The sequence below is a fragment of the Maribacter sp. Asnod1-A12 genome (assembly GCF_045063735.1).
GTDB lineage: Bacteria > Bacteroidota > Bacteroidia > Flavobacteriales > Flavobacteriaceae > Maribacter.
On sequence record NZ_JBEFNZ010000006.1, the window covers coordinates 3107352 to 3132631 of the forward strand.

Sequence of the window (25280 nt, forward strand, 5' to 3'; positions counted from 1 at the left end):
TGCTTATAATTTAATATATTAGCGTTTTAACTAATAATCATGATAGCTATAATCACCGGAGATATTATTAATTCTGAAAATCATCCTAGTGCTCAATGGATGGATTTACTAAAGAATTATTTTAAACAATTTGGAGCATCGCCAATGAATTGGGAGATTTATCGTGGTGATGAATTTCAGTTAAAGGTTACAGAGAAAAATGCATTGTTTACGGCTATTCGTATAAAAGCAATGCTAAAAACAATTAAAGGCCTAGATGTAAGAATGGGCATAGGTATAGGTTTGGAAACCTATATTGGCACTGGTGTAACAGAATCTAACGGACCTGCATATCAACGTTCTGGGCGTAATTTTGAAACACTTAAAGAAAGTAAAGTAAACCTAAGTATTGCAACCGGAGAAAAGGAACATGACCGTACATTAAATTTAATGTTACGATTAGCTTTGGATTTTATGGATGATTGGAGCGTTGTTTCTGCAGAAATTGTAACATTGTCGTTAGACTATCCTCATTATTCACAAAAAGAAATTGCACAACAGTTGGGAATTAAACAGTCAGCTGTAAGTCAGCGTTTAAAAAGAGCAAGATTAGATTTAGTTTTAGATGTATTGTCATATTATAAAGAATTAATTACCGGTAAATAAATATGTTGATTTTCATAAAACTAGTATTGGCCCATTTAATTGGAGACTTTGTTTTGCAGCCTACAAGATGGGTACTTCACAAACAATCAAATAAGATAAAATCTAAATTTCTATATCTGCATGTACTATTGCATTTTGCTTTATATATGCTTCTTTTATGGGACTTGTCACTTTGGAAAATAGCATTGACCGTTACGATAGCACATTTTGGTATAGATTTGCTAAAACTGTATGCCAATGAATGGTTCAAGAGTAAAAGTGTTCCGTTTTTTATAGATCAAGTATTACATATTCTTGTTATTTATTGTTGTGCTTTTTATACCGATTTATATGCTCATACTTTATCGCTATTCGAAAATTTAGATTGGTATTTGGTAACGGCAATTGTATTTGTAACCTATCCGGCAGCAATTATAATGGGTATGATTTTAGAAGGAATGTCTAATCAGATCGAAACAGATCACAAATCGCTCCCCAATGCCGGTAAGTATATTGGTATAATAGAAAGATTATTTGTTTTAATTTTTATAGTGCTTGGTAGGTGGGAAGTTATTGGTTTATTGATAGCTGCAAAATCGGTTTTTAGATTCAATGACTTAAAAGAACGCAATAATAGAAAGCTAACGGAGTATATCTTAATAGGAACTTTAGTAAGTTTTGGTTTGGCTATTTTGGCTGGTCTTCTGTATATATCTTAAATAAGAAATAATGTCCACAAGATATTTTTTACTCTGTTTTTTACTGATAATCTTCTCTCAAGCAATTAACTCTCAATCAAACAAATTTAAATCATTTGATGGTGTACAAATTGTTTATACAGATGAAGGTAAAGGTGAGACGGTATTATTGTTACACGGATTTATAAACTCTAGAAAATCTTGGGAAAAAACAACTCTAAAAAAAGATTTAATTGATGCCGGTTACCGAGTAATCATTCCTGATTTACGTGGTAATGGAGATTCAGATAAACCTCAAAATGAAAAAGCGTATCAAGACAATGCCGAAGTAAAAGATTTGCTGTTATTGATAAATCATCTAAATATTGATAAGTATAAGGCTGTAGGTTATTCTAGAGGGAGTATTGTTTTGGCAAAATTACTTACAGAAGACTATGGCATAGAGAAGGCGGTTTTAGGTGGAATGGGAATAGATTTCACCAACCCAAATTGGGACAGAAGAATCATGTTCTCTAAAGCTTTTAATGGTGACGTAAATGAAATAACCAAAGGTGCGGTAGACTATGCAAAATCTATTAATGCAGATTTACGTTCGTTGCACTTACAGCAAAAGTATCAACCGGTAACAGCAATAAGTGAGCTAAATGAAATTGAAATTGATGTATTGGTTATTTGTGGAGATGATGATAATGATAATGGAAACGCACATGAATTAAGTAATACCTTTAGAAACGGTAGCTTAAAAAGAGTGCCCGGTGATCATAATGGTACATATAAAACAAAAGAATTCTCATTATCGGTTCTTCAATTTTTGGACTAAAAGTTTGTCATTTTGTTAATTTACATCATAACATAACCTTTTTGTTTTATTTACAAGATATCATTTATCAGGATAAATTAAATTTTTACTTTTGTTACTTATTTTAATAACAAAAATTCTTATCCACCCAAAAGAGAATAATGGTAGAAGTTAGTAGAAAATACGTTTTTGATTTTGACAGTACGTTGACTAGGGTAGAGGCATTAGATGTCCTTGCCGAAATGACTTTAGAAGGAAGATCCAACAAAGACGAAGTTATTAGAGAAATACAGAAAATTACCAATTTAGGTATAGACGGTGATATTTCGTTTACCGAGTCTTTGGAACGTCGAATTAAGTTATTACATGCTAAAAAAGAAGATTTAGACGGTTTGGTAGAAAATCTTAGAAATAAAATTTCTAAGTCAATCGCCGCTAATAAAGAGTTTTTTGAAAAGTACGCGGATGATATCTATGTAATATCTTGCGGTTTCAAAGAGTTTATTGATCCTATTGTAAAAGAATACAATATACCATCTGATCGAGTGTATGCAAATACTTTTAAATTCGACCAAGACGGAAATATCATCGGTTTCGATGAAAAGAATGTACTATCTCAGCATAACGGCAAGATTGATTGCCTAAAGCAGATGGACTTGGACGGTGAAGTTCAAGTAATAGGAGATGGATACAGTGATTACGTAATGCGCGAAGCAGGTATTGCAGATAAGTTTTTTGCATATACCGAAAACGTACATAGAGAAAAAGCCGCTAACAATGCGGATTATGTTACACCAAGTTTAGATGAATTTTTATTTGTGAACAAGTTGCCAAGAAATATCTCGTACCCAAAGAATAGAATTAAGGTTCTATTATTAGAAAACGTGCACACCGCTGCATTTGATAATTTATCAGAAGACGGTTTCTCCGTTGAATTGATTAAACATAGTTTATCTGAAGAAGAGCTGTTAGAAAAAATTAAGGGCGTTCACGTTCTTGGTATTCGTTCTAAAACACAGGTTACACAAACGGTTTTAGACGCTGCCGATAAATTATTGGTAGTCGGTGCCTTTTGTATAGGTACCACTCAAATAGATTTAGAGACTGCTAAGAAAAAAGGTGTAGTAGTTTTCAATGCTCCATACAGTAATACCAGATCTGTAGTAGAATTGGCTATTGGTGAAATTATTATGTTAATGCGTAGTGTATTTGATCGTAGTAGGGAAATTCATGAAGGGCAATGGCAAAAAACTGCGGCAGGGTCAAGAGAAGTTCGTGGTAAAAACTTGGGTATTATTGGTTATGGTAACATTGGTAAGCAATTATCGGTTTTAGCAGAAGCTATGGGTATGCATGTGTATTACTATGATGTAGATGATAAGTTGGCTTTAGGTAATGCCGTTAAATGTAATTCGTTAGAAGATTTATTAAATGTATCTGATGTGGTTACACTGCACATAGATGATAATAAAGCAAACAAAAATTTCATTGGCAAGCGTGAAATAAAGCAAATGAAAAAAGGTGCCATGTTAATTAATCTTTCAAGAGGTTTCGTTGTAGATATCGATGCCTTGGCAGATGGTTTAAAAGAGGGTCATATAGGCGGTGCAGCGGTAGATGTTTATCCAGATGAGCCAAGAAGTAATGGTGAGTTTCAAACAAAATTACAAGGTTTTCCTAATGTGATTCTTACACCGCATGTTGGTGGTAGCACAGAAGAAGCACAGCGTGATATTGCTGATTTTGTTCCTAATAAAATAATGGATTACATTAACTCAGGTAACACAGTAGATGCGGTTAATTTCCCGAATATTCGTTTGCCAAAACAAAATAAATCTCACAGATTCTTACATATCCATAAGAATGTACCGGGTATTATGGCTAAAATAAATAAGGTTTTGGCAGAGTATGAATTAAACATCTCAAGTCAATACCTTTCTACGGATAGTGAAGTGGGTTATGTAATTACGGATTTAGATAAAGAATATAATAAAGATGTAATCAAGGCTTTAAGAAAAGTGGAGAATACAATTAAGTTCAGAGTATTGTACTAGTTTTCTTTTTATAAATATGATTTAGTATCTAAAAAAAAATTTTTTCTAAAGTGCAAGTTGAGAAACTTGCACTTTTTTTTGTTCAATTTTTTGTTAGTTGTTACAACATTTTTAATTCTTAAAGGTTATGATAATGACACATTTTATTTTGTAGGAAATATCTTTAATCATGTTAAAAAAGATTTTATTGAAATTAAAACCTGGTAAAAGTTTTGAAAGCTACTATTTACTTGTGTTTACAGTAATTGTATTAACTATTTTAATACAATCGATAATACAGTATTCGTTGGCTAGACAACGGCAAGACGCATTAAGAATAAACGTAGCGGGTAGGCAAAGAATGCTGTCACAGTCAATTGTTAAGAGTGTATATGAATGTAGATTTAGTACCTGCGATTATGGACAGTTGCGTTTAGCGATGACAAAATTCTCTAATGCGAATAGAGCGTTACAAAAAGGCAATGATGCAACAGGTATCCCAAAATTGAATAATGATGAAATTCAAAAAAACTTTGATAGGTTACAACCACATCTAAACTTTATTTTAGAATCAACAAATGACTTCAATAAATTAGAATTGGTTGATTTGGAAAGACTATCAGCTGAAGCTAATAAATTTCTTGTGATTATGGATACTATAGTGGGGCAATTTCAAAAAGCTTCAGAGGAAGATATTAGTACATTGATGATTATAGAATTAGAACTGGCCGTTTTTTCTTTATTGATTTTAATCCTTGAGATATTCTTTTTTATTAATCCATCAATTAAGAAAATAACCATTCAAAATCAGAAATTAAAAGAAATTGCCTGGCATCAAACACATGCCTTTAATTCTCACATGAAAAATATTAAGAATTACAATCATGTGCTTAAAATCGAAAAGAATGTGGAGCATAAAGAAGAGCTTATCTCTTTTCTAATGGAAGAGCTTACAGACCTTGAGGTCGTTTCCAATAACATGGTAAAATCTTTAGAAAAACAAGCTTAGCCCTTTTGTTTACTGATGATGGTAAGGTTCATTCTTTAGAATGGTAAATGCCCTGTACACCTGTTCGGTTATAAATAAACGTACCATTTGATGGGAAAAGGTCATTTTAGATAAACTTATTTTCCCGGAAGCTTTCGCATATATTTCGTTACTGAAACCGTAAGGACCGCCAATTAAGAATACCACTTGCTTTATGCCAGAGTTCATCTTCTTTTGTAAAAAGGTAGAAAATTCAACAGAGGTATATTGTTTTCCTTTTTCATCAAAAAGTATTAAAACATCTGTAGTAGATAATCTTTTAAGAATAAGCTCACCTTCTTTGTCTTTCTGTTGGTCTTCAGATAGATTCTTTGTCTTCTTTAAATCTGGAATTAATTCTATTTCAAAATTTACATAATGCTGTAATCGCTTTTGATATACAGTAATTAATTCTTGTAGTTGTTTGCTATCGGTTTTGCCAATAGCCAAAAGTTTTATAGTCATATGCCAAAAGTAAATCAATTTCGCAAATGGATTTGTAAATTAGCGATACAATAGATTTATTACATATGATTTCAGAAGAACAATTTAAAGAAGAAATAAAATTAATCATAGCAAATGCCATTAGAGAAGATGTAGGTGATGGTGATCATAGTTCGTTGGCATGTATTCCAGATACAGCAACAGGAAAAGCTAAGTTGTTGGTAAAAGATGAAGGGATAATTGCTGGTGTAGATTTTGCCGAACTTGTTTTCTATTTTGTTGACCCTAATTTAAAGATAGAGAAATTGATAGAAGAGGGTACGCCGGTAAGTCACGGTGATATCGTGTTTTATGTAGAAGGTAGTTCACAAAGCATATTAAAAGCTGAACGTTTGGTCTTGAACGCTATGCAAAGAATGAGCGCAATAGCTACTAAGACCAATATGTTCGTTAACCTTTTAAAAGGTACGGGTACCAAAATTTTGGATACTAGAAAAACTACACCGGGTATACGTGCGCTAGAGAAGTGGGCGGTAAAAATTGGAGGTGGCGAAAATCATAGATTTGCGTTGTATGATATGATCATGTTGAAAGATAATCATATTGATTTTGCAGGCGGAATTACCAAAGCAATCAATAAGACAAAGAACTATTTAAAAGAAACGGGTCGTGATTTAAAGATAATCGTTGAAGCTAGGAACTTAGAGGAGATCAAAGAAATTTTAGAGTCAGAGGGCGTATACCGCATATTAATAGATAACTTTAATTACGAGGATACCCGCACAGCTGTTAAATTAATAGGTGATATTTGTTTGACCGAATCTTCTGGTGGTATCAATGAAAAGACGATACGCGAGTATGCAGAATGTGGTGTAGATTATATTTCTTCAGGTGCATTAACACATTCGGTTTATAATTTAGATTTGAGTTTAAAAGCGGTTTAATGTCTTTAGAGGTCGAAGAAAAGCTAGAAAAAATTCCCGTTGTAAATTGGTTGGTCAGGTTTTTGAAACAAATCAGGCTACCCGGTTTTGAGGGGCTTTCTATTTATGACCTTATTGAGATGTATGTGCTTGGTATATTAAGAGGTACATTGTCTACACGTGCTAGTGCTATTGCTTTTAGTTTATTTATGGCCTTATTTCCATTAATAATTTTTATGGTGACGTTGGTGCCATTTTTAGTGTCATATATTAGTATTGAGCATGGTGATTTTGACGTACAATTCCAGTTATTTTTAGAGTCTTTTTTGCCGAGTGCCACAGGCGATTATTTTGGAGAAGTATTTACACAGATAAAAGATCAGAAGCGAGGTGGTTTGTTGTCATCGGCATTTTTATTGTCAATATTCTTAATTGCCAACGGGGTCAACTCTATATTCGGTGGCTTTGAAACATCGTATCATATAAAACTAACAAGACATTTTTTAAGACAGTATTTATATGCATTGATGGTAGGTTTAATTCTGGGAATTCTAGTTATAGTGGGTTTTGTAGCATACATATACTTTGAATTTTACGTATTAGGGTATTTATCTGAGTTTGCTGCTAAGCAAGGTGGGTATATATTAGGTGAAGACGAAGTGGTAGGTGTACAAATAGCAAAAGTGTTGTTTTTTATAATTCTATCGTATTTCACAACTGCCATACTCTATTATTTTGGTACTAGAGAAGGTAAGCAAGCGAAGTTTTTTTCTTTTGGGGCATTAATGACAACGGTTTTGTTTTTATTGACCTCGTATCTTTTTGGTATTTACGTTGAAAAGTTTGCTAGGTACAATGAATTATATGGAGCTTTAGGGGGATTATTGATTTTAATGGTCTACATCTGGTTAAATTCTAATATATTGCTACTTGGGTTTGAGCTTAACGCATCTCTCAACACATTACGTAAAATCACTAAAAAAGAATGATAAATAAAACTGTACAATTAAGTATCCTCTTAACATTATTTATTTCAATGAGCATTTCTGCACAATCGGTTTTTGGTACGTGGAAAACTATTGATGACCGCACCGGTCTGCCTAAAGGCGTTATTGAAATCTATAAAAAAGATGGATTAATGTATGGCAAGGTTGTTAAGATTTTAGAAGAAGGACAAGAAAATAGAATTTGTGATAAATGTGACGGAGACTTAAAAGATAAACCTGTAACCGGTATGGAAATTATTACCGGTGGTGAGTTACACGATGATGGGGAATGGAAAGGAAAGCGTTTATTTGACCCAGAACAAGCAATGACTTTTCGTTTTAAGATATGGTTGAATCCAGATAATCCAGATGAGTTGAAAGTCCGTGGTTATTTAGCATTTATCTATAGAACCCAAACATGGCTACGGGTGGAAGGATAATTATGGCGAACTTTATTAATGTAATATTACCAATTCCGTTAGAGAAAAGTTTTACGTATAGTATAACTGCTGAAGAGGCGGCATTACTGCAACCTGGAATGCGTGTAGCAGTGCCTTTTGGTAAATCAAAGATATATACCGGTGTAGTTCAGAGTATTCATCAGAATCCGCCAGAAGTCTACGAGGCAAAGGAAATTCACCAATTATTAGACGATTATCCAATTGTAAACCCAACTCAGTTAAAACATTGGGAATGGATAGCGTCTTATTATATGTGTTCGTTAGGAGAAGTGGTACGCAGTGCACTTCCTAGTGCTTTTCTATTGGAGAGCGAAACTTTGGTTCTAAGGAATAGGGAAAACGAAATAGATGAAAACGAACTTTTAGATGATGAGTTTTTGGTGTTCGAAGCTTTGCAACATCAAACTATATTAAAAGTTCAAGAAGTTTCCGCTATAATAGAGCGTAAAAATGTGCTGCCAATTCTTAAGCGATTATTAGAGAAAAAAGTAATTGTATTAAAAGAGGAAGTTTACGAACAATACAAGCCAAAGTTGGTTAGGTATGTGAAATTAGGTGCAGAACATACATCCGACGAAAAACTAGAAGAACTTTTAAAAACATTGACCAGGGCGCCAAAGCAAAGTCAAGTTGTACTTTCTTTATTTCAGTTACAGGGTAAAAGTCAACATCCAATCAAGATTTCTGAGCTTGAAGCGTCTAGCAATACCTCTAAATCAGTGATAAAATCATTGGTAGATAAGGGTATTTTAGAAGAATATTACATAAAGACCGATCGGGTCAATTATGATGGTGAAGCAGATAATTCTGAAACCAAAGAATTAAATGAATATCAAAAGACTGCACTTGTAGATATTAAATCTTCATTTGAAACTGGAAAAGTCACTTTGTTAAAAGGAGTAACATCTTCTGGTAAGACCGAAGTTTATGTAAAGCTGATAGAAGAATGTTTGGAAAAAGGTTTGCAGGTATTATATCTGTTGCCTGAAATTGCTTTGACCACACAGTTGATTAGTAGACTGCAAGAGTATTTTGGTGAAAAAATCGCTATTTACCATTCTAAGTATAATGTACAAGAACGTGTAGAAGTTTGGCAAAATGTTTTGCAAGCAAAACCTAAGGCCCAATTAGTAATTGGAGCTAGATCGGCAATGTATTTGCCGTTTAATAAATTGGGATTGGTCATTGTAGATGAAGAGCATGAGAGTTCTTTTAAGCAATTTGATCCTGCACCAAGATATCATGCAAGAGATGCGGCAATTGTTTTAGGGCATTTACATAAGGCAAATATACTGCTAGGTTCGGCAACACCAAGTGTGGAAAGTTATTACAATGTGCAGACAGGTAAATATGGCTATGCAGAAATAACCAGGCGTTATGGTAATGTGCTTATGCCAGAAATGGAACTGGTAGATATTAAAGAAGCTTCTAGAAAAAGAAAGATGAAAGGTCATTTCTCTGAACGTCTATTTATGGAAATGGAAGAGACGTTAAGGGAAGGTGCACAAATCATACTTTTTCAGAATAGAAGGGGTTTTGCTCCATTAATGGAATGCTTAACGTGTGGTCATACGCCGCAATGCCCAAATTGCGATGTTAGTTTAACCTATCATCAATATAGAAAACAATTACGCTGCCACTACTGTGGTCATCATACAGCATTGCCAGAAATTTGTTTTGCATGTGGTAGTCCAGATTTGGATACCAAAGGTTTTGGTACCGAACAAATAGAGAAAGAAGTATCTGGATTATTTCCCGAAGCTAAAGTAGGTAGAATGGATTTAGATACTACGCGAGGTAAACACGGTTACGAAAAGATAATTACCGCTTTTGAACAGCAAGAATTGGATATTTTGGTAGGTACCCAAATGGTAACTAAAGGGCTAGATTTTAGAAACGTGAATTTGGTGGGTGTAATGAATGCCGATTCACTTTTGAATTTCCCAGATTACCGTGCTCATGAAAGGACCTATCAATTGTTGACCCAAGTATCGGGTAGGGCAGGGCGCACCAAGAAAAGAGGTCGTGTAATTATTCAGACCTATAATCCGTATCATCAAATATTAAAACAAGTAACCACCGGTGATTATGAGGGTATGTATACAGAACAATTATATGAAAGGGAGCAGTTTAAATATCCTCCGGTAAATAGAATTATCAAAGTTACATTTAAACATAAAAATTACAATATTCTAAATGAAGCTGCAGATTGGTTTGCAGGTGCATTGCGTTCCAATTTTGGAGGAACCGTTTTAGGACCAGAATATCCGCCAGTTGCAAGAATTAGAAATCAATACTTAAAACATATAGTTATCAAAGTACGAAAAGCACATTCTCTTGCGCAAACAAAAGCGAATATTAGACGAATAGAAAAATCGTTTAAAGCCGTGGCAATGTATAGAAGTGTAAGGGTCATATATAATGTAGACCATATATAAACTAAAAAAGACCGCTAATTAGCGGTCTTTTTTGAAAGTAAAATTATACCATATATTATACGTTACTTAGCGCTTCGGCTAGTTCTGTCTTTTTATTTCTACTTAGAGGTATTGATCTACCGCTAACTTCAACATTCTTACTGTTGAATTTTTCAACCTTTTCTAGGTTTATGATATATGATTTGTGAATTCTTAAAAACTTATCTTCTGGCAATTGCTTTTCAAAAGACTTCATTGTTGATAAGATTACGATATTAGCTTCGTCAGTTACTAATTTTATGTAGTCACCAAGTGCTTCAATCCACTTAATATCATTTAAAATAACCTTTCTTTTCTTAAGGTTGCTCTTTACAAAAATGTGCTCTTCGTCTTCATTGACTCTGTGCAGTTGTTCGTAATTTGCTACAGCTCTTTTAACAGATGCGTCAAAACGTGCCATGGTAATCGGTTTATGTAAATAATCCGTTACATCATAGTCAAATGCTTTGAGGGCATAATCTGGTTTACCGGTAATCAAAATTACCTGAGGACTGTTTTCTAGGGACTCGAGTAGGTCGAACCCTGTAATAATTGGCATTTCAACATCAAGAAATATAAGATCTATCTCATGGTTCTTGATACCATTTTTAGCTTCGATAGCATTACTATATTCTGCTACCATAGTTAAATTAGGATGATTGTTTACCAACTTGGCAACGGCCATCCTTTGCATAGATGAGTCGTCAACGATGATACTTCTTAATTTCATAAGGGCTGATTTGTGGGGTTAAATCATCGACAAATAACCGAAAAAACAAGCTGAACTGCAACAAAAGATGTGAACAATGCACTGTTGATCGTGTAATTGGTAATGATGATATGTTTAAGATTTGGATTAATTTTATATGTTGTTACCATTCAATAACGAAGAATATTCATATTTCTTATAATTATTTTAAAAAAATATCTATTTTTGCACTCCTTAAAAACAAATATAATATGAACCATTACGAAACTGTTTTCATTTTGAATCCCGTTCTATCTGATGTTCAGATAGAGGAAACAGTTAAGAAATTCGAAGATTTCTTAATTAACAATGGCGCCAAAATGGTAGCTAAAGAGAATTGGGGGCTAAAGAAGTTAGCTTATCCTATTCAAAACAAAAAAAGTGGATTTTACCACTTGTTTGAATTTACTAACTCTGGTGAGGTAGTTACACCTTACGAACAAGAGTTTAGAAGAGATGAACGTGTTATGCGTTTCTTGACCGTTAAATTGGACAAGCACGCAATTGCATGGGCAGAAAAAAGAAGAACAAGAAATAAAACCGCTAAAGCTTAAGTATTATGGCAACATTACAACAACAGGCAAAAGGAAAGAAAGATGGAGAGATCAGATATCTTACTCCATTAAACATTGAGACCAACACTAAGAAGAAGTATTGTCGTTTTAAAAAATCTGGTATTAAGTACGTAGATTATAAAGATGCTGATTTTTTATTGAAGTTGGTAAACGAGCAAGGTAAATTGTTACCTAGAAGACTTACAGGAACTTCATTGAAGTATCAAAGAAAAGTGGCACAAGCCGTAAAGAGAGCTCGTCATTTGGCGTTAATGCCATATGTTGCTGATTTATTAAAATAATAAGAAAAGAATCATGGAGCTTATATTAAAAGAAGACGTACAAAATTTAGGTTTTAAAGACGACGTAGTAAATGTTAAGAACGGTTACGGAAGAAATTTCCTTATACCTCAAGGCTTGGCTACTATGGCTACTGTTTCTGCTAAAAAAGTTTTAGCTGAGAACTTAAAGCAAAGAGCACATAAAGATAAAAAAGTTGTTGACGCTGCTAAGAAAGTAGAAGAGGCATTAAAAGCTTTAGAATTGAAAATTACTGCTAAGACAGGTGCTGCCGATAAATTGTTCGGTTCTGTTACTAACGGTGATTTAGCTGATGCTATAGAAAAAGAAGGTCACTCAATTGACAAAAAATTCATTAGTATTCAAGGTGGTGCAGTAAAAAGAACTGGACCTTATAATGCACAAATTAGATTACACCGTGAGGTAATTGTTGATTTTGGTTTCGAAGTTGTTGCCGAACAAAAATAATTAACACATCACAAGTTGATAAGATTAAAAGAGCTATGCCTGCATAGCTCTTTTTTTATTGGTATTTTTGTTAAAGAACTCACAAATAACTCAAAACCAATTCACATGAAAAACAACTTGTTTTTACAAGTATTGTTGCTACTATTAGTAGGAACTGCTTACGGTCAAGTTACTACCTCTAATATTAGGGGCTTAGTACTAGATGATCAAAATCAAGCATTATTTGGCGCAAACATTGTCGCCGTTCACACCCCAACCGGTACAAAGTATGGATCAATCACCAATGAAGATGGTAGATTCAACCTTTTAAACCTTCGTGTTGGTGGTCCTTACACGGTTGAAATTTCTTATGTAGGCTTTAAGCCTTATTTGCTTACGGATGTAAATTTATCTTTAGGTCAAACGTTCAATGTTGATGTTAAGTTGGCGAGTGAAAGTCAGGCATTAGACGAGGTTACGGTTGTTTCTGATCGTTCAGGTACTTTTAGTAGCGATAGAACAGGTGCAGAAACTAGTGTAGGTAGAAGAGAATTAACAAGATTACCGACTATTTCACGTTCAGCACAAGATTTTACACGTTTAGAACCTACCGCTAGTGGAAATTCATTTGGAGGTAGAAATGACCAATTCAATAATTTCTCTTTAGATGGAGCTATTTTCAATAATCCTTTTGGTTTAGATGCAGCTACACCAGGTGGTCAAACAGATTCTCAACCAATATCTTTAGATGCAATAGATCAAATACAAGTTTCTACAGCACCGTATGACGTTACGCAATCAGGATTTACGGGAGCTTCTGTAAATGCAGTTACTAAAAGTGGTTCGAACGAATTTCATGGTACGGTATACGGTTTTTTCAGAAATGAAGATATGACCGGAGGAAAAATTAAGGGAGAGGACATCGTAAAGCCTAAATTGGACCAAAGTCAATACGGAGTAAGTATTGGTGGACCAATAGTTAAAAACAAACTTTTCTTTTTTGCAAATTTCGAAAGAGATGAGCGTACAGATTTAGGTACTAACGGATGGGTGCCAAATACAGGTTCAGGTGCAATTAACGAATCTAGAGTACTGGAAAGTGACTTAATTAATGTACAAAACCAGTTATTGGCGGTGGGTTATGATCCAGGTGCTTATGAAGGTTTTACGCATGATGCTGAATCTACTAAAGGTCTTCTTAAATTAGATTGGAATATTAATGATAACAACCGTTTGGCTGTTATTTATAACTTTTTGAAATCTTCAAAAGAGAAACCTGCACACCCAACAGCAATACAATTTAGAGGTCCTAATGCAAACACATTACAATTTCAGAATTCAGGATATGAAATAAATAATGACCTAAAATCTATTCAAGTTGAATTGAACTCGACCTTATCGGAAACGGCTTCGAACAAGTTACAAGTAGGATATACCCACTTTGACGATTATAGAAATCCATTTTCTACTCCGGCACCTTCTATAAATATTTCAAAAGATGGTTCTAACTATATTATTGCCGGTCATGAACCATTTTCTGCACATAATAGATTAGATCAGAAAGTATTTCAGATAACGAACAATCTTAATTTCTATAAAGGTGATCATACGTATACCGTAGGTTTCTCATTAGAGAAGTTCATGTTCGATAATTCTTTTAATCTAACAGCTTACGGATTTTCTAAATTCGGAAGTGTAGATATAGCTGATTTCGATGCAACTACATATGACTTTGCCGGACCGTTAGCAACTTTTAATGCAAACAATGCCGTACCTGATGGTGAGGGTTGGGCGTTGGCAGAAACGAATGTAGGTCAATTGGCGTTTTATGTACAAGATGAGTGGAATGTCAATGAAAAATTGAAATTAACTTATGGTATCCGTTTTGATAAGCCTTTGTTCTTTGACTCTGCAGAGAAAGCGCAAGATGTTATAGATAGAGGTTTTGTTATTGCAGATCAGCCTTATCAAAATCCTAATACAGGTGAAACCGTATTTATAGATAATACCCAAATGCCATCTAATGATTGGTTGATATCTCCAAGAGTTGGTTTTAACTATGATGTTAACGGCGATAAATCATTTCAATTACGTGGTGGTTCAGGTCTGTTCACCGGTCGTTTCCCATTCGTATGGCTAGGAAATCAAATCTCATCACCAGATGTATTTTTCTTGCAGGCTGTTGATCCAGATTATAAGTTTCCACAAGTATGGAGAACAAACTTAGGTGCAGATAAGCGTTTAGATAATGGTATGGTGCTTACTGCAGATGTATCGTATACTAAAGATATTAATGGTCCTCATGTGCAGAATTGGGCATTAACGTCGCCTTCTTCTAGCTTGGCAGGGGTAGATAATAGAGCAATTTATACATCGAACGATTTATTGAATTCTGAAGGATTGGGAGCTGGACCTTTTGTGTTTACAAATTCTGATAAAGGTAGAATATGGAATGCGTCTTTTAAAGCACAAAAAACATTTGATACAGGCTTGTATACCATGTTGGCGTATAGTTATTTAGATGCTAAAGATGTAAATTCAATCGAAGCTGAGATTACATCAGATGCTTTTGCAGGTAATCCTATTATAAATGATGCAAATGCAGACGTTTTAGCACATTCTAAATATGGAGATAAGCATAGGTTTATTGGTGTAGCCAGTAAAAACTGGGAGTACGGCAAATGGGCAACAACGCTATCTACCTTTTTTGAATATGCACAAGGTGGTAGATTCAACTATACGTATGGTGGTGATATTAACGGAGACGGTTCTAGTATCAATGACCTTATTTATGTGCCAACATCTTCAGAAATAGGTCAAATGCAATTCTCAGGTACAGGTCAAGGAGCAGCTTTTGATGCTTATATTGCTCAAGACGATTACTTAAGTGGTCGTAGAGGTCAATATGCAGAGCGTTACGGCGCTTTAGCACCTTGGAGAGGTCGTTGGGACGTTAAGTTCTTACAAGATTATAAAATCACTGTATCTGAAGGTAAAACCAATACCATTCAATTTAGTGTAGATGTGTTGAACATTGGTAATATGATCAGTTCTGATTGGGGTCTAGTACAACAACCTAACGCAGTACAACCTATTGGTGTATCTGTAGATGCGGATACAAACGTACCTACGTATACGTTTAGTTCTGATTTAACAGAAACTTTTGGGTACGATGCTAGTTTATTATCTAGATGGCAAGCACAAGTAGGATTGAGATATATCTTCTAAGTTTTTAAAATTAAGTTGTAAAAGCCCCAACAAATATGTTGGGGCTTTTTATTTTTGCAAAATGAAATATACGAGGCTAACAAAAGAACAATTAGAAGAGTTGCATCCAGAATTTATTAATTTTCTGGCAACACAATCTATAACTGGCGATGAGTGGGAAACTATAAAAAAAGATAAACCAGAAGTAGCAGAGGAAGAGTTAGATGTTTTTAGCGATTTGGTATGGGAAGGAGTGCTGACTAAAGTTTCTTATTTAGAGAATATTTCAGACAAGCAAATGCACCTTTTTCATTTAACCGAAAAAGAAATGAAATTGATATCGGTAAAAGTGATGAATCCTGAGATTGACTTAACTACGCCAATAGGTTTTGACTGGTTCAAGAGAAATTGGCAATCAGATTTCGTAGAATATTTGACCGCTGCAAAAGCTTATACTGATGATAAAAATGTAGACAAGTTTTTGTTACTTCAGCAAGGAGCGGTTATAACAAAAGGAGAATTGTATAAATGGTTCGAAAAAGTAATCGTTACCAAATAAAACAATAATAATCTAGTATTCATACTATTGAAATATTGTCTTAGTTATTTGAAGGCTATATTTGTAATACAATAAAAAATTAATGGCACAGAAACCATCTATACCAAAAGGAACCCGCGATTTTAATCCATCAGAAATTGCAAAACGTAATTATATATTTGACATCATTAAAAGAAACTTTCAAACGTATGGTTTTCAGCCTATTGAAACCCCTTCTTTTGAGAATTCAGATACGTTATTGGGTAAATATGGAGAAGAAGGTGATCGATTGATTTTTAAGATTTTGAATTCTGGAGATTTTCTTAGAAAGGTAGATGATGCTACTTATGCGGATAAAAATTCAAACAGTATTGCTCCAAAGATTACTGAAAAAGCCTTGCGTTATGATTTAACCGTTCCCTTTGCACGGTACGTAGTAATGCACCAAAACGAGTTGGATTTCCCTTTTAAGCGTTATCAAATTCAACCAGTTTGGAGAGCGGATAGACCTCAAAAAGGTCGGTTTAGAGAATTTTATCAATGTGATGCCGATGTAGTGGGGTCAGATTCCTTATTACAAGAGGTGGAATTGATTCAGTTGTATGATGCCGTATTTTCCGATTTAAAATTGGAAGGGGCAACCATAAAAATGAACAATAGAAAAATATTAGCAGGTATAGCAGAAGTTATAGGAGCTAAAGATTTACTTATAGATTTTACCGTTGCTTTGGATAAGCTGGATAAAATAGGGGAGGACGGAGTTAAAAAAGAAATGCTTGCAAAAGGGATTTCTGAGGAAGCAATTGAAAAGGCATCTCCATTATTTTTACCTCAAGGAAGTAACGATGAGCAATTAGAGCGTTTAGATGCCTTATTGAAAGATTCTGAAGAAGGTAAAAAAGGTTTGGAAGAACTTCGTTTTATTTTAGAAACCATAGCTGTTTTAGGCTTGCAATCCGCTAATTTATCTATAGATGTTACTCTTGCACGCGGGCTTAATTATTACACAGGAGCTATTTTTGAGGTTGCAGCGCCAGCAGGTGTGAAAATGGGATCTATAGGTGGTGGCGGTCGCTATGATGATCTTACCGGTATTTTTGGACTAAAGAATGTAAGTGGGGTAGGTATATCATTTGGTCTAGATCGTATTTATTTGGTTTTAGAAGATTTAGGACTCTTCCCAGAGGCAATTGACCAATCTCTACAAGTATTGTGTGTCAATTTTGGAGATAAAGAAGCTATGGCTGCCTTAAAACTGGTAAGTCAATTACGTAAGCAAGGTGTCAAAGCCGATATCTATCCATCTAGTGCCAAGATGCAAAAGCAAATGAAATATGCCAATAATCGTAATGTACCTTATGTAGTTTTAATTGGGGAACAAGAGTTGGATGAGAATTCATTCGTTGTAAAAAACATGAAAGAAGGTATACAAGAAAAGTACAGTTTAAACAAAGTTGCAGACTTTGTAAATTACTTGAGCTAACTACTTTAAAATCAGATAAAAGTTTACTGAGTCATTTTTGATTATATTTGGTTAACCAATTTGGTTGTGCAATTCTACATTGTATAATTGATATAGGATTAAATCAAAATTAAATCAAGTTTTATAATTACAACATCATGACGAACAGTAACAAATTATCTGGAAAAAATATACTCATAACAGCCGGTGCTCAAGGAATTGGAGAAGCAATTACCAAGCATTTTATTGATAGCGGTGCCAATGTTGCTATTCATTATTTTTCTAGTGCAGATACTGCAAATGAATTGGTAAAGTACGCGACCGATAAGGGTTTAAAAGCAATTGCAATATCTGGAGATTTAACCAAGGAAGAAGATGCAAATGCCTTAGTTGAAAAAACGGTTGAAGCTTTAGGCGGTTTAAATATTCTTGTAAATAATGCCGGGTCTTTAGTAGCTAGAAAGTTGCTAAGCGAAATGGAAACAGAATTTTGGCACAAGGTGATGGATATTAATTTGACTTCAATGATGTTCGTTACACGAGCAGCAGCACCATATTTGGCAAAAAATGAAAATAGTAGCATTGTCAATTTGGCATCTTTAGCTGGGCGTAAAGGCGGTCACCCTGGATCATTGGTATACTCTACGAGTAAAGGAGCTATTTTAACCTATACAAGGGCACTTGCATCAGAATTGGGACCTCAGGGAACAAGAGTTAATGCAGTTGCACCAGGACTTATATTAGGTACCTCATTTCACAATACACATACCACCAAAGAATCTGCAGCAGAAACTACAAAAGGTATTCCTATTCAAAGAGCTGGTAATGCAGATGATGTTGCCAGAGCTGTGTTGTATTTAGCCTCTGAATATGATGGCTTTATTACTGGAGCTACGCTTGATATAAATGGCGGAGTTTACAACATGTAATATTCGATAAAATCATTGTAAAACTAGTCGCTTTAGGGCGACTAGTTTTTAATTCTCATACTTATAAAAATATAATTATGCTTAAGACTCCGGTTATTCATCCTACAATTATGGAAGCGCTTGGGCGCTCAGGTCATTTTGCGCAAGTGGTTATTGCAGATGGTAATTTACCTGTTGGTGCAATGACAGGTCCTAATTCTACAACAGTTCATTTAAACTTTCGCCCTGGATTGTTAGATGCACTTACTGTGTTAGAAGGTATATTAGAAGTTTGTCCTGTACAAGGTGCTATAGTAATGGAAAAGCCTGCGGAAGCCAATGCAGAAATTCATGATGCCTATAAAAATTTGTTGGGAGATGTGACTTGGGATGAAATGGAACGTTGGGCTTTTTATGATAAAATTAGAGATGAAAATACCACGCTGATTATTCAAACAGGTGAGCAACGACGTTTCGCTAATTTAATTTTAACTGTTGGTGTTGTAAAAATTGCTGAAGAATCCGGTTTTTAATTGAACATTTTACAGAAGAATATAAAGGCTACACGTTGTTGTTTCTACTGGATATTTCTTTAAGTATAGTCTTATAATAAGAAATATCATGAGGAACATAATTGTATTTTGAAGTGTCCTTCACTGCTTTGCTAAATTGTTTTATCGACTCTAGTTTTAATGCCTCAACTTCACTGTCCTGTTTTTGAAGTGCACTAAAAGGTAATTTTAGCTTAGTAATAAATGTATGATGAAATTCGTAGTCCTTTAATATTTCAGAATGCTTTTTTACAGATTTGAAAACACCTATTTTTTCCAAATCAGAAGGTAAAATTGTCAAACCTATTTCTTCTTGTACTTCGCGTAATGCAGATGTTATGATGTCTTCTCCAGCACCAATATGTCCGGCAACGGATACATCCCACAGTAACGGATATACATCTTTGTCTTTACCACGTTGCTGCACTAGAATATTTCCATCCGAAGTATAAAACCAAATATGAACGGTTTGATGAAACCAGCCTTTTTTGTGTGCTTCAGACTTCATGGCGGTGGTATTGGTCATGTTACCTTCAGCATCAAGAATGTCTATTAATTCATCCATAGAAATAAAAAAATCCCTCCGGTTAAAGAGGGATTATATAAATTTAATCGAAGTAGCTAAAAGTTTCTCCGTCTTTAATTGTTAAGAGTGTTTCGTAGATTAAACGAATTACATTTTCAACATCGTCTTTATGAACTGTTTCTACCGTTGTGTGCATGTAGCGTAGCGGCAAAGAAATCAATGCAGAAGCAACTCCGCCATTACTATAGGCAAAAGCATCAGTATCTGTACCTGTGGATCTAGAAGCGGCCATTCTTTGAAATGGTATCTTATTATCTTCAGCTGTTTTAATGATATGTTCGCGCAACTTGTTTTGAACTGCAGGCGCATAAGAAATTACAGGACCAGCACCAATTTCTGTATGACCTTGTACCTCTTTTTTAATCATAGGTGTGGTGGTATCATGACAAACATCTGTTACAATGGCAACATTTGGCTTAATAGTCTGTGTAATCATTTCTGCACCACGTAAACCTATTTCTTCCTGTACAGAATTTGTTATATAAAGTCCAAATGGCAACTCAACTTTATTCTCATGCAATAAACGAGCAACTTCGGCAATCATGAATCCGCCAGCTCTGTTGTCAATTGCCCTGCATACATACTTGTCTTTGTTAAGAATTTGAAACTCGTCTGGGTAAGTGATAACACAACCTACATGAACCCCAAGCTTTTCTACTTCTTCTTTATTTGTGGCGCCAACATCAACCGTAATATTTTCGATTTTAGGAGTTTCTTCCTTATCTCCTTTACGGGTATGGATAGCAGGCCAGCCAAATATACCCTTTACAATTCCTTTAGTTGTATGGATATTTACCCATTTAGACGGTGCTATTTGATGATCACTACCACCATTTCTAATGACATGAATTAAACCGTTATCTGTGATATAGTTTACATACCAAGAAATTTCATCAGAATGTCCTTCAATAACTACTTTATATTTAGCATCAGGGTTTATAACGCCCACTGCTGTGCCATATGTATCGGTGATAAATGTATCTACATAAGGTTTTAGGTAGTCCATCCATATTTTTTGCCCTTCCCACTCATAGCCTGTTGGGGCAGCATTATTCAGGTATTTTTCAAAAAAGTCTTCAGACTTTTTGGTAATAATTTTTTTATTTGCCATCAAAATAAGTTTAGAATACAAACTTAAGAATATTAGCGTTGTATTAGTAATAACCTTCTTTAATAATCGTTAATTTTGGCAGGACTTTTGTTAAGCCTATGGTAATGAAATATAACTTTTCACTTCTTATTTTACTATTCAGCGGCATTTTTATATGTAATGCCCAGGTTGAGGAACAGGAACTTGATTCCATTACAGAAAAGATGATAATTGTTGCTGGTGATTCATTAGTTCAAAGTTCAATAGCCTTGCAAGAAGCTTACGTATTTGGTAAACTTAAATTTTCATCTTACGACGAAAAATTACGGTATTATATTTTACGTAGAAAAACACAAAAAGTATATCCGTACGCAAAAATGGCGGCAGAGCGTTTGGTTGAGTTGAACGATAGTTTATCGAATATGAAGAACAATCGTAAACGTAAAAAGTATACTAAAAAAGTACAGAAATTTATTGAAGAGGAGTTTTCTGAAGAGTTGAAAAAATTAACGCGTACAGAGGGTCAGATTTTAGTTAAACTCATTTATAGACAAACAGGTACTACGGCTTTTGACTTAGTAAAGGATTTAAGAAACGGATGGCGTGCATTTTGGTACAATACCACAGCAAAGCTTTTTAGTATTAGTATTAAAGAAGAATTTCATCCTGATTTGATTGAAGAAGATTATCTAATTGAAGATATTTTACAACGTGCTTTCTCTAAAGGTAAATTAGAGCGACAACAAACTGTATTAGATTACGACTATGATAAGTTGTATAATAAGTGGAAGAGAACTACCAAAATACCTAAAGATTAAGATGATTTCGGTTTCTTGCCGAACATCGAATCCATTATAGTCATGATACCCTTAAAGCCCATGTATACGGCATATATGGCTAAAATTATTCCTATTATACATACTGGCCAGAAAAAAAGGTTTTCTTGATTTTTGAATGCTTGCCATAGTACAATCGGTGCTGTAAACATTAGCAGTACTGTAATTGCCAATCGCTTTAAGCCAGTTACAAGTAAGTCTTTATCAGTTCGTCTCATTATTTGTAATTACAATGCTATCTTTATATTCTTCTATTATCGCGAAATAACCCAAAGCGAAATTGTCTGATTGTTCTACATTATCAACAACCTCGTCATTATCAATATCTGTAATATTTATGATATTACCGCGAACTGTAGCTGCAGGAGTCTGAAAAGGGCCTTGGTCACCGCCAGATTGAACGATTATTTGATTCATGTAGTTATAGAAAGATTCGTCAACACCTAACAGGCTTATATCTACCACTGAACTTGTATCTAGCTCCAATTCATTATCATAGAAATATGAAAACACAAAAGTTTGACCTTGGTAAAATTCATCTTCAGTTACCAAGAATTCACCAAAATCTAAATCTAAAAGGTAAAAGTCATTACTTTCGCCAGGATCTGTAAATGTTACGATAACCTCCGTTTCATCACCTGAAAATAATGTTTCGTCACCTTGCTCTAATGAGTCTATTGGTACCGATTTTACATAGGTGGTCGTAGCTAAATATTGCTCATCATCTGTTGTGATTATCAATTGAAAAACATCACCTTCATTGATATTGCCAACCCTAATTCTTTGGTCGCTATCAAATGAGGGGTCGGGAACCCATTTTCCGCTTCCTGATTCAACTTCCGCCAAATTTGATATTCCGCCACCTTCTAATATTAAAGGGTCATCTGAGTTCGGCGTACCGTATAATATTATGGCACTTTCTACTAAAGCTACACTATTGTTTTCGAAGAAAGAACTACTTTCTGTCATTGTTATTTCCACAGGTAGAAACTCTTGAGTCTTATCGACTCTAATGACTCCATTAACAACTAGTCTGTTATCGCCTTCTGGAAGTTCAACATCAATAACATCTTCACATGAAACTAATGAAGTAATTATTAGTATTATAAAGATATAATGTTTCATGCTTTATAATTTAAAGTTGTAGGTAACAGCGGGTACAACTCCAAAAATAGAGGTTCTAACCGCTTCGTTTATACCAGTATCATCATTTTTTCTAAAACTGATAGATGCTGCATTTCTTCTGTTATACGCGTTGTAAAGGCTAAATACCCATTCACCTTTCAACTTTCTATTTTTATTCTTTTTTGGAGTTAAGGTTGCGGATAAATCTAATCGATTATAGGCAGGTAATCTTTCTGCGTTTCGAAGACCATAATAAGGTACGGTCAAACCTTCAAATTCAAATTGACCGATTGGGTAGTTGGTCGGTTGTCCTGTTTGATAAGTGAAATTACTGCTAAAACTCCATTTCTCATTTAGGTCATAACTTATAAATATAGAAATATCATGGGGTTTATCATATGGAGTATTGTACCAATTGCCAAAATTAATTCCTGTTTCTAGATTAGTTCGACCTGGGGTACGTTGTTCAGATTTCGATAAGGTATATGCCAGCCACCCTTGAAGTTTTCCTTCATTTTTACGCAATAAGAACTCAAGCCCATAAGCACGGGCTTCTCCGTTTAGTATAACCTGTTCGATGGCGTTATTGGCAATTAAATTGGCACCGTCGATATAATCAATTCTATTTTGCACATCTTTATAGAAAATTTCTGTTTCAAACGAGTAATCCCCGTCTTTTATATTTTTAAAATATCCGAAGGCATATTGATCTAATAGTTGTGGTTTAGTAAAAGGTCCGCTCGGTGTCCATACATCTAAAGGAGTAGGTGAGCTGGTATTTGATAGTAAGTGTAGGTATTGTGCTAATCTAGTATAGCTTGCCTTTATGGAACTAGTTTTATTTAAAGTGTATGATAAAGATGCCCTTGGTTCAAAATTATTAAAAGTCGAAATGGTAGAACTTCTTTCTGGGTTGGTAACTCCAATTGGTTCAGCCTCTGTGTAAATTAATAATTCGGTGTCAAAATCAACTGGGTTATTATCGGTATATACATTGAGTTCTTCTTGTCCTAACCTAGTAAAGTTGCTGAAGCGCAGTCCATAACCAAGACTTAGGTTATTTGTAACTCTGTGTTCTATATCGACATAGGCAGCAAATTCATTAGCATATTTTTGAATCAATTGCTCTTCTATAATTCCTGAATCAGAATTACTAGGTTCAATTTTACCAGGATTAAATCCGTAGTATACGTTATTGACCCCGTAGTTCATTTGCAACCTATCTGTAGCATAGTGTTTTAGGTCGTATTTAATATTAATGTTCTGTATACCGGAATTCCAATTAAATCCTACAAAATCCAGTTTTAAACCGTAATAGTAATCGGAATAAATCAATGATAAATTAGAGAATAGTTTATCGGAAAACAGATGGTTCCATCTAAAGTTGCCAACAGAATTTCCGTAGGTATTTACAAAATTGTCACTGATGCCAAAGACATCTCGACCAAAATATCCGGATAGGAAAACATTATTTTTTTCGTTCAATCTATAATTTAATTTGGCATTTAAATCATAGAAATATGCAGTATTGTCTACATCGAATAGAGGTAAAAAAAGATGGGCGTATGATGCTCTACCGCCAATTAGAAAGGCAGCTTTGTCTTTCTTTATTGGACCTTCAATAAGCAGTCTGCTAGCCACGGCTCCAATACCACCGTTCATTTTATACTCTTTACTATTACCTTCTTTTTGAAAAATATCTAAAACCGAAGATACTCTACCGCCATAACGAGCGGGAATACCACCTTTGTAAAGTTTTACATCTTTAATGGCATCGGGATTAAAAACTGAAAAGAAGCCAAACAAGTGTGATGAGTTAAAGATGATAGCTTCATCTAAAAGAATAAGGTTTTGATCAGCTGCGCCACCACGTACATTAAATCCTGAAGCACCTTCACCAGCATTTGTAACACCGGGCAGTAATAATATGGATTTGATGACATCAGCCTCGCCAAGAATTACCGGTATTTTCTTTATGGTGCCCACAGAAAGTGTGTTAACGCTCATTTGTGGCTTCCTAATATCCATCTTTTCCACGTTTTCGGTAACCACTACTTCCTCTAATTGTTCTGTTTCTTCGTTAAGAGAATAATCTATTCGCCTATTTTCGGTTAATTTTATTTCTTTAATAATATCTTCAAAACCTAAATAACTAATTAAAATAGTATAAGTGCCTTTGGGTAAGGTTATAGAGTAAAATCCGTATTCGTTTGTGGTTACACCGGTACTTAATTCTGGTATCGCAACGGTAACTCCTATAAGTGTTTCGTTACTACTCAATTCTGTAATAGAGCCACTTAAAGTATATTTTTGTTGACCCCACGATGAAAATGAGAGAAATAGTAGTGAGATAAGAATAAATAGAAAATATTCCTTCATCAATTTTTTTTGTAAAAATACTTAGAAATAGAATACTCCTAAAACAAAACTAGTAGATAATCTAAACCGAATGAAAAGTGAATTGGCTTTATTTAATG

25 protein-coding genes are annotated in these 25280 nt (G+C 34.5%); 18 read left to right on the forward strand and 7 right to left on the reverse strand.

The window, feature by feature from the left end:
- Positions 1-39: 39 nt before the first annotated feature.
- The 5 genes from ACJJVP_RS13240 (at position 40) to ACJJVP_RS13260 (ending at position 5163) form a co-directional block, all read left to right on the forward strand.
- Positions 40-645 (forward strand): SatD family protein, encoded by a 606-nt coding sequence (locus tag ACJJVP_RS13240; protein WP_405414283.1) that lies wholly within the window; start codon positions 40-42, stop codon positions 643-645.
- Between the two features lie 2 nt (positions 646-647).
- Positions 648-1343 (forward strand): DUF3307 domain-containing protein, encoded by a 696-nt coding sequence (locus ACJJVP_RS13245; protein ID WP_405414284.1) that lies wholly within the window; start codon positions 648-650, stop codon positions 1341-1343.
- A gap of 10 nt (positions 1344-1353) precedes the next feature.
- Complete coding sequence (locus ACJJVP_RS13250; protein WP_405414285.1) at positions 1354-2142, forward strand: alpha/beta fold hydrolase; 789 nt, start codon at positions 1354-1356, stop codon at positions 2140-2142.
- Between the two features lie 140 nt (positions 2143-2282).
- Positions 2283-4175 (forward strand): phosphoglycerate dehydrogenase, encoded by a 1893-nt coding sequence (gene serA / locus ACJJVP_RS13255; RefSeq protein ID WP_405414286.1) that lies wholly within the window; start codon positions 2283-2285, stop codon positions 4173-4175.
- Positions 4176-4344: 169 nt separating this feature from the next.
- A complete protein-coding gene (locus ACJJVP_RS13260; protein WP_405414287.1) occupies positions 4345-5163 on the forward strand; it encodes a type IV pili methyl-accepting chemotaxis transducer N-terminal domain-containing protein in 819 nt (272 codons plus the stop codon).
- A gap of 9 nt (positions 5164-5172) precedes the next feature.
- Here ACJJVP_RS13260 and rlmH read toward each other — a convergent pair whose 3' ends face one another.
- Entirely contained in the window at positions 5173-5646 is a 474-nt protein-coding gene (gene rlmH, locus ACJJVP_RS13265; protein WP_405414288.1) for a 23S rRNA (pseudouridine(1915)-N(3))-methyltransferase RlmH, read from the reverse strand.
- Between the two features lie 65 nt (positions 5647-5711).
- Between rlmH and nadC the strand changes: the two genes are divergently transcribed.
- Genes nadC through priA form a run of 4 tightly spaced genes read left to right on the forward strand, consistent with a single transcriptional unit; the run spans position 5712 to position 10433 of the window.
- Positions 5712-6569 (forward strand): carboxylating nicotinate-nucleotide diphosphorylase, encoded by an 858-nt coding sequence (gene nadC / locus ACJJVP_RS13270; RefSeq protein ID WP_405414289.1) that lies wholly within the window; start codon positions 5712-5714, stop codon positions 6567-6569.
- Positions 6569-7537, forward strand: a complete 969-nt coding sequence (locus ACJJVP_RS13275) for a YihY/virulence factor BrkB family protein (RefSeq protein ID WP_405414290.1) — start codon at positions 6569-6571, stop codon at positions 7535-7537. Before nadC ends, ACJJVP_RS13275 begins: the two co-directional genes overlap by 1 nt.
- Positions 7534-7974 carry a DUF2147 domain-containing protein gene (locus tag ACJJVP_RS13280; protein WP_036154984.1) on the forward strand — a complete coding sequence of 147 codons (441 nt, stop codon included), beginning with the start codon at positions 7534-7536 and terminating at the stop codon, positions 7972-7974. Before ACJJVP_RS13275 ends, ACJJVP_RS13280 begins: the two co-directional genes overlap by 4 nt.
- Positions 7975-7976: 2 nt before the next feature.
- Positions 7977-10433 carry a primosomal protein N' gene (gene priA, locus ACJJVP_RS13285; RefSeq protein WP_405414292.1) on the forward strand — a complete coding sequence of 819 codons (2457 nt, stop codon included), beginning with the start codon at positions 7977-7979 and terminating at the stop codon, positions 10431-10433.
- A gap of 55 nt (positions 10434-10488) precedes the next feature.
- Here the strand turns inward: priA and ACJJVP_RS13290 are convergent, their stop codons facing one another.
- On the reverse strand, positions 10489-11181 hold the full coding sequence (locus ACJJVP_RS13290; protein ID WP_027067302.1) for a LytTR family DNA-binding domain-containing protein: 693 nt from the start codon (positions 11179-11181) through the stop codon (positions 10489-10491).
- Between the two features lie 230 nt (positions 11182-11411).
- Between ACJJVP_RS13290 and rpsF the strand changes: the two genes are divergently transcribed.
- The 8 genes from rpsF to ACJJVP_RS13330 all read left to right on the forward strand — a co-directional run bounded on the left by rpsF (position 11412) and on the right by ACJJVP_RS13330 (position 19148).
- Complete coding sequence (gene rpsF, locus ACJJVP_RS13295) at positions 11412-11753, forward strand: 30S ribosomal protein S6 (RefSeq protein WP_036154980.1); 342 nt, start codon at positions 11412-11414, stop codon at positions 11751-11753.
- 5 nt (positions 11754-11758) lie between these two features.
- The gene (rpsR, locus tag ACJJVP_RS13300) at positions 11759-12055 is read left to right on the forward strand and encodes a 30S ribosomal protein S18 (RefSeq protein ID WP_027067300.1); all 297 of its coding nucleotides are present in this window, start codon (positions 11759-11761) and stop codon (positions 12053-12055) included.
- Positions 12056-12068: 13 nt separating this feature from the next.
- A complete protein-coding gene (gene rplI, locus ACJJVP_RS13305; RefSeq protein WP_036154978.1) occupies positions 12069-12521 on the forward strand; it encodes a 50S ribosomal protein L9 in 453 nt (150 codons plus the stop codon).
- Positions 12522-12626: 105 nt separating this feature from the next.
- Positions 12627-15728: a carboxypeptidase regulatory-like domain-containing protein gene (locus ACJJVP_RS13310; protein WP_405414294.1), complete on the forward strand. Its 3102-nt coding sequence runs from the start codon at positions 12627-12629 to the stop codon at positions 15726-15728.
- Positions 15729-15789: 61 nt separating this feature from the next.
- On the forward strand, positions 15790-16266 hold the full coding sequence (locus ACJJVP_RS13315) for a DUF6495 family protein (protein WP_405414295.1): 477 nt from the start codon (positions 15790-15792) through the stop codon (positions 16264-16266).
- Between the two features lie 82 nt (positions 16267-16348).
- Positions 16349-17728 (forward strand): histidine--tRNA ligase, encoded by a 1380-nt coding sequence (gene hisS, locus ACJJVP_RS13320; protein ID WP_405414296.1) that lies wholly within the window; start codon positions 16349-16351, stop codon positions 17726-17728.
- Between the two features lie 137 nt (positions 17729-17865).
- Complete coding sequence (locus ACJJVP_RS13325) at positions 17866-18636, forward strand: SDR family NAD(P)-dependent oxidoreductase (RefSeq protein ID WP_405414298.1); 771 nt, start codon at positions 17866-17868, stop codon at positions 18634-18636.
- A gap of 77 nt (positions 18637-18713) precedes the next feature.
- On the forward strand, positions 18714-19148 hold the full coding sequence (locus tag ACJJVP_RS13330; protein ID WP_405414299.1) for an RbsD/FucU domain-containing protein: 435 nt from the start codon (positions 18714-18716) through the stop codon (positions 19146-19148).
- 28 nt (positions 19149-19176) lie between these two features.
- Here ACJJVP_RS13330 and ACJJVP_RS13335 read toward each other — a convergent pair whose 3' ends face one another.
- Both ACJJVP_RS13335 and ACJJVP_RS13340 read right to left on the reverse strand, forming a co-directional pair.
- Positions 19177-19731: an NUDIX domain-containing protein gene (locus ACJJVP_RS13335; protein WP_405414300.1), complete on the reverse strand. Its 555-nt coding sequence runs from the start codon at positions 19729-19731 to the stop codon at positions 19177-19179.
- A gap of 43 nt (positions 19732-19774) precedes the next feature.
- Positions 19775-20863: a M42 family metallopeptidase gene (locus tag ACJJVP_RS13340; protein ID WP_405414301.1), complete on the reverse strand. Its 1089-nt coding sequence runs from the start codon at positions 20861-20863 to the stop codon at positions 19775-19777.
- Between the two features lie 104 nt (positions 20864-20967).
- Between ACJJVP_RS13340 and ACJJVP_RS13345 the strand changes: the two genes are divergently transcribed.
- Positions 20968-21660 carry a DUF4294 domain-containing protein gene (locus ACJJVP_RS13345; RefSeq protein ID WP_405414303.1) on the forward strand — a complete coding sequence of 231 codons (693 nt, stop codon included), beginning with the start codon at positions 20968-20970 and terminating at the stop codon, positions 21658-21660.
- On the opposite strand, the gene ACJJVP_RS13350 is transcribed toward ACJJVP_RS13345, so the two are convergent.
- From ACJJVP_RS13350 to ACJJVP_RS13360, 3 genes are read right to left on the reverse strand one after another with little or no spacing between them, the layout of a single operon-like run.
- Positions 21657-21896 (reverse strand): DUF6095 family protein, encoded by a 240-nt coding sequence (locus ACJJVP_RS13350; RefSeq protein ID WP_405414304.1) that lies wholly within the window; start codon positions 21894-21896, stop codon positions 21657-21659. The genes ACJJVP_RS13345 and ACJJVP_RS13350 overlap by 4 nt on opposite strands.
- Complete coding sequence (locus tag ACJJVP_RS13355; protein ID WP_405414305.1) at positions 21883-22803, reverse strand: DUF4249 domain-containing protein; 921 nt, start codon at positions 22801-22803, stop codon at positions 21883-21885. The genes ACJJVP_RS13350 and ACJJVP_RS13355 overlap by 14 nt, the downstream gene beginning before the upstream one ends.
- Before the next feature lie 3 nt (positions 22804-22806).
- Complete coding sequence (locus ACJJVP_RS13360; protein WP_405414307.1) at positions 22807-25182, reverse strand: TonB-dependent receptor; 2376 nt, start codon at positions 25180-25182, stop codon at positions 22807-22809.
- Positions 25183-25280 lie beyond the last annotated feature (98 nt).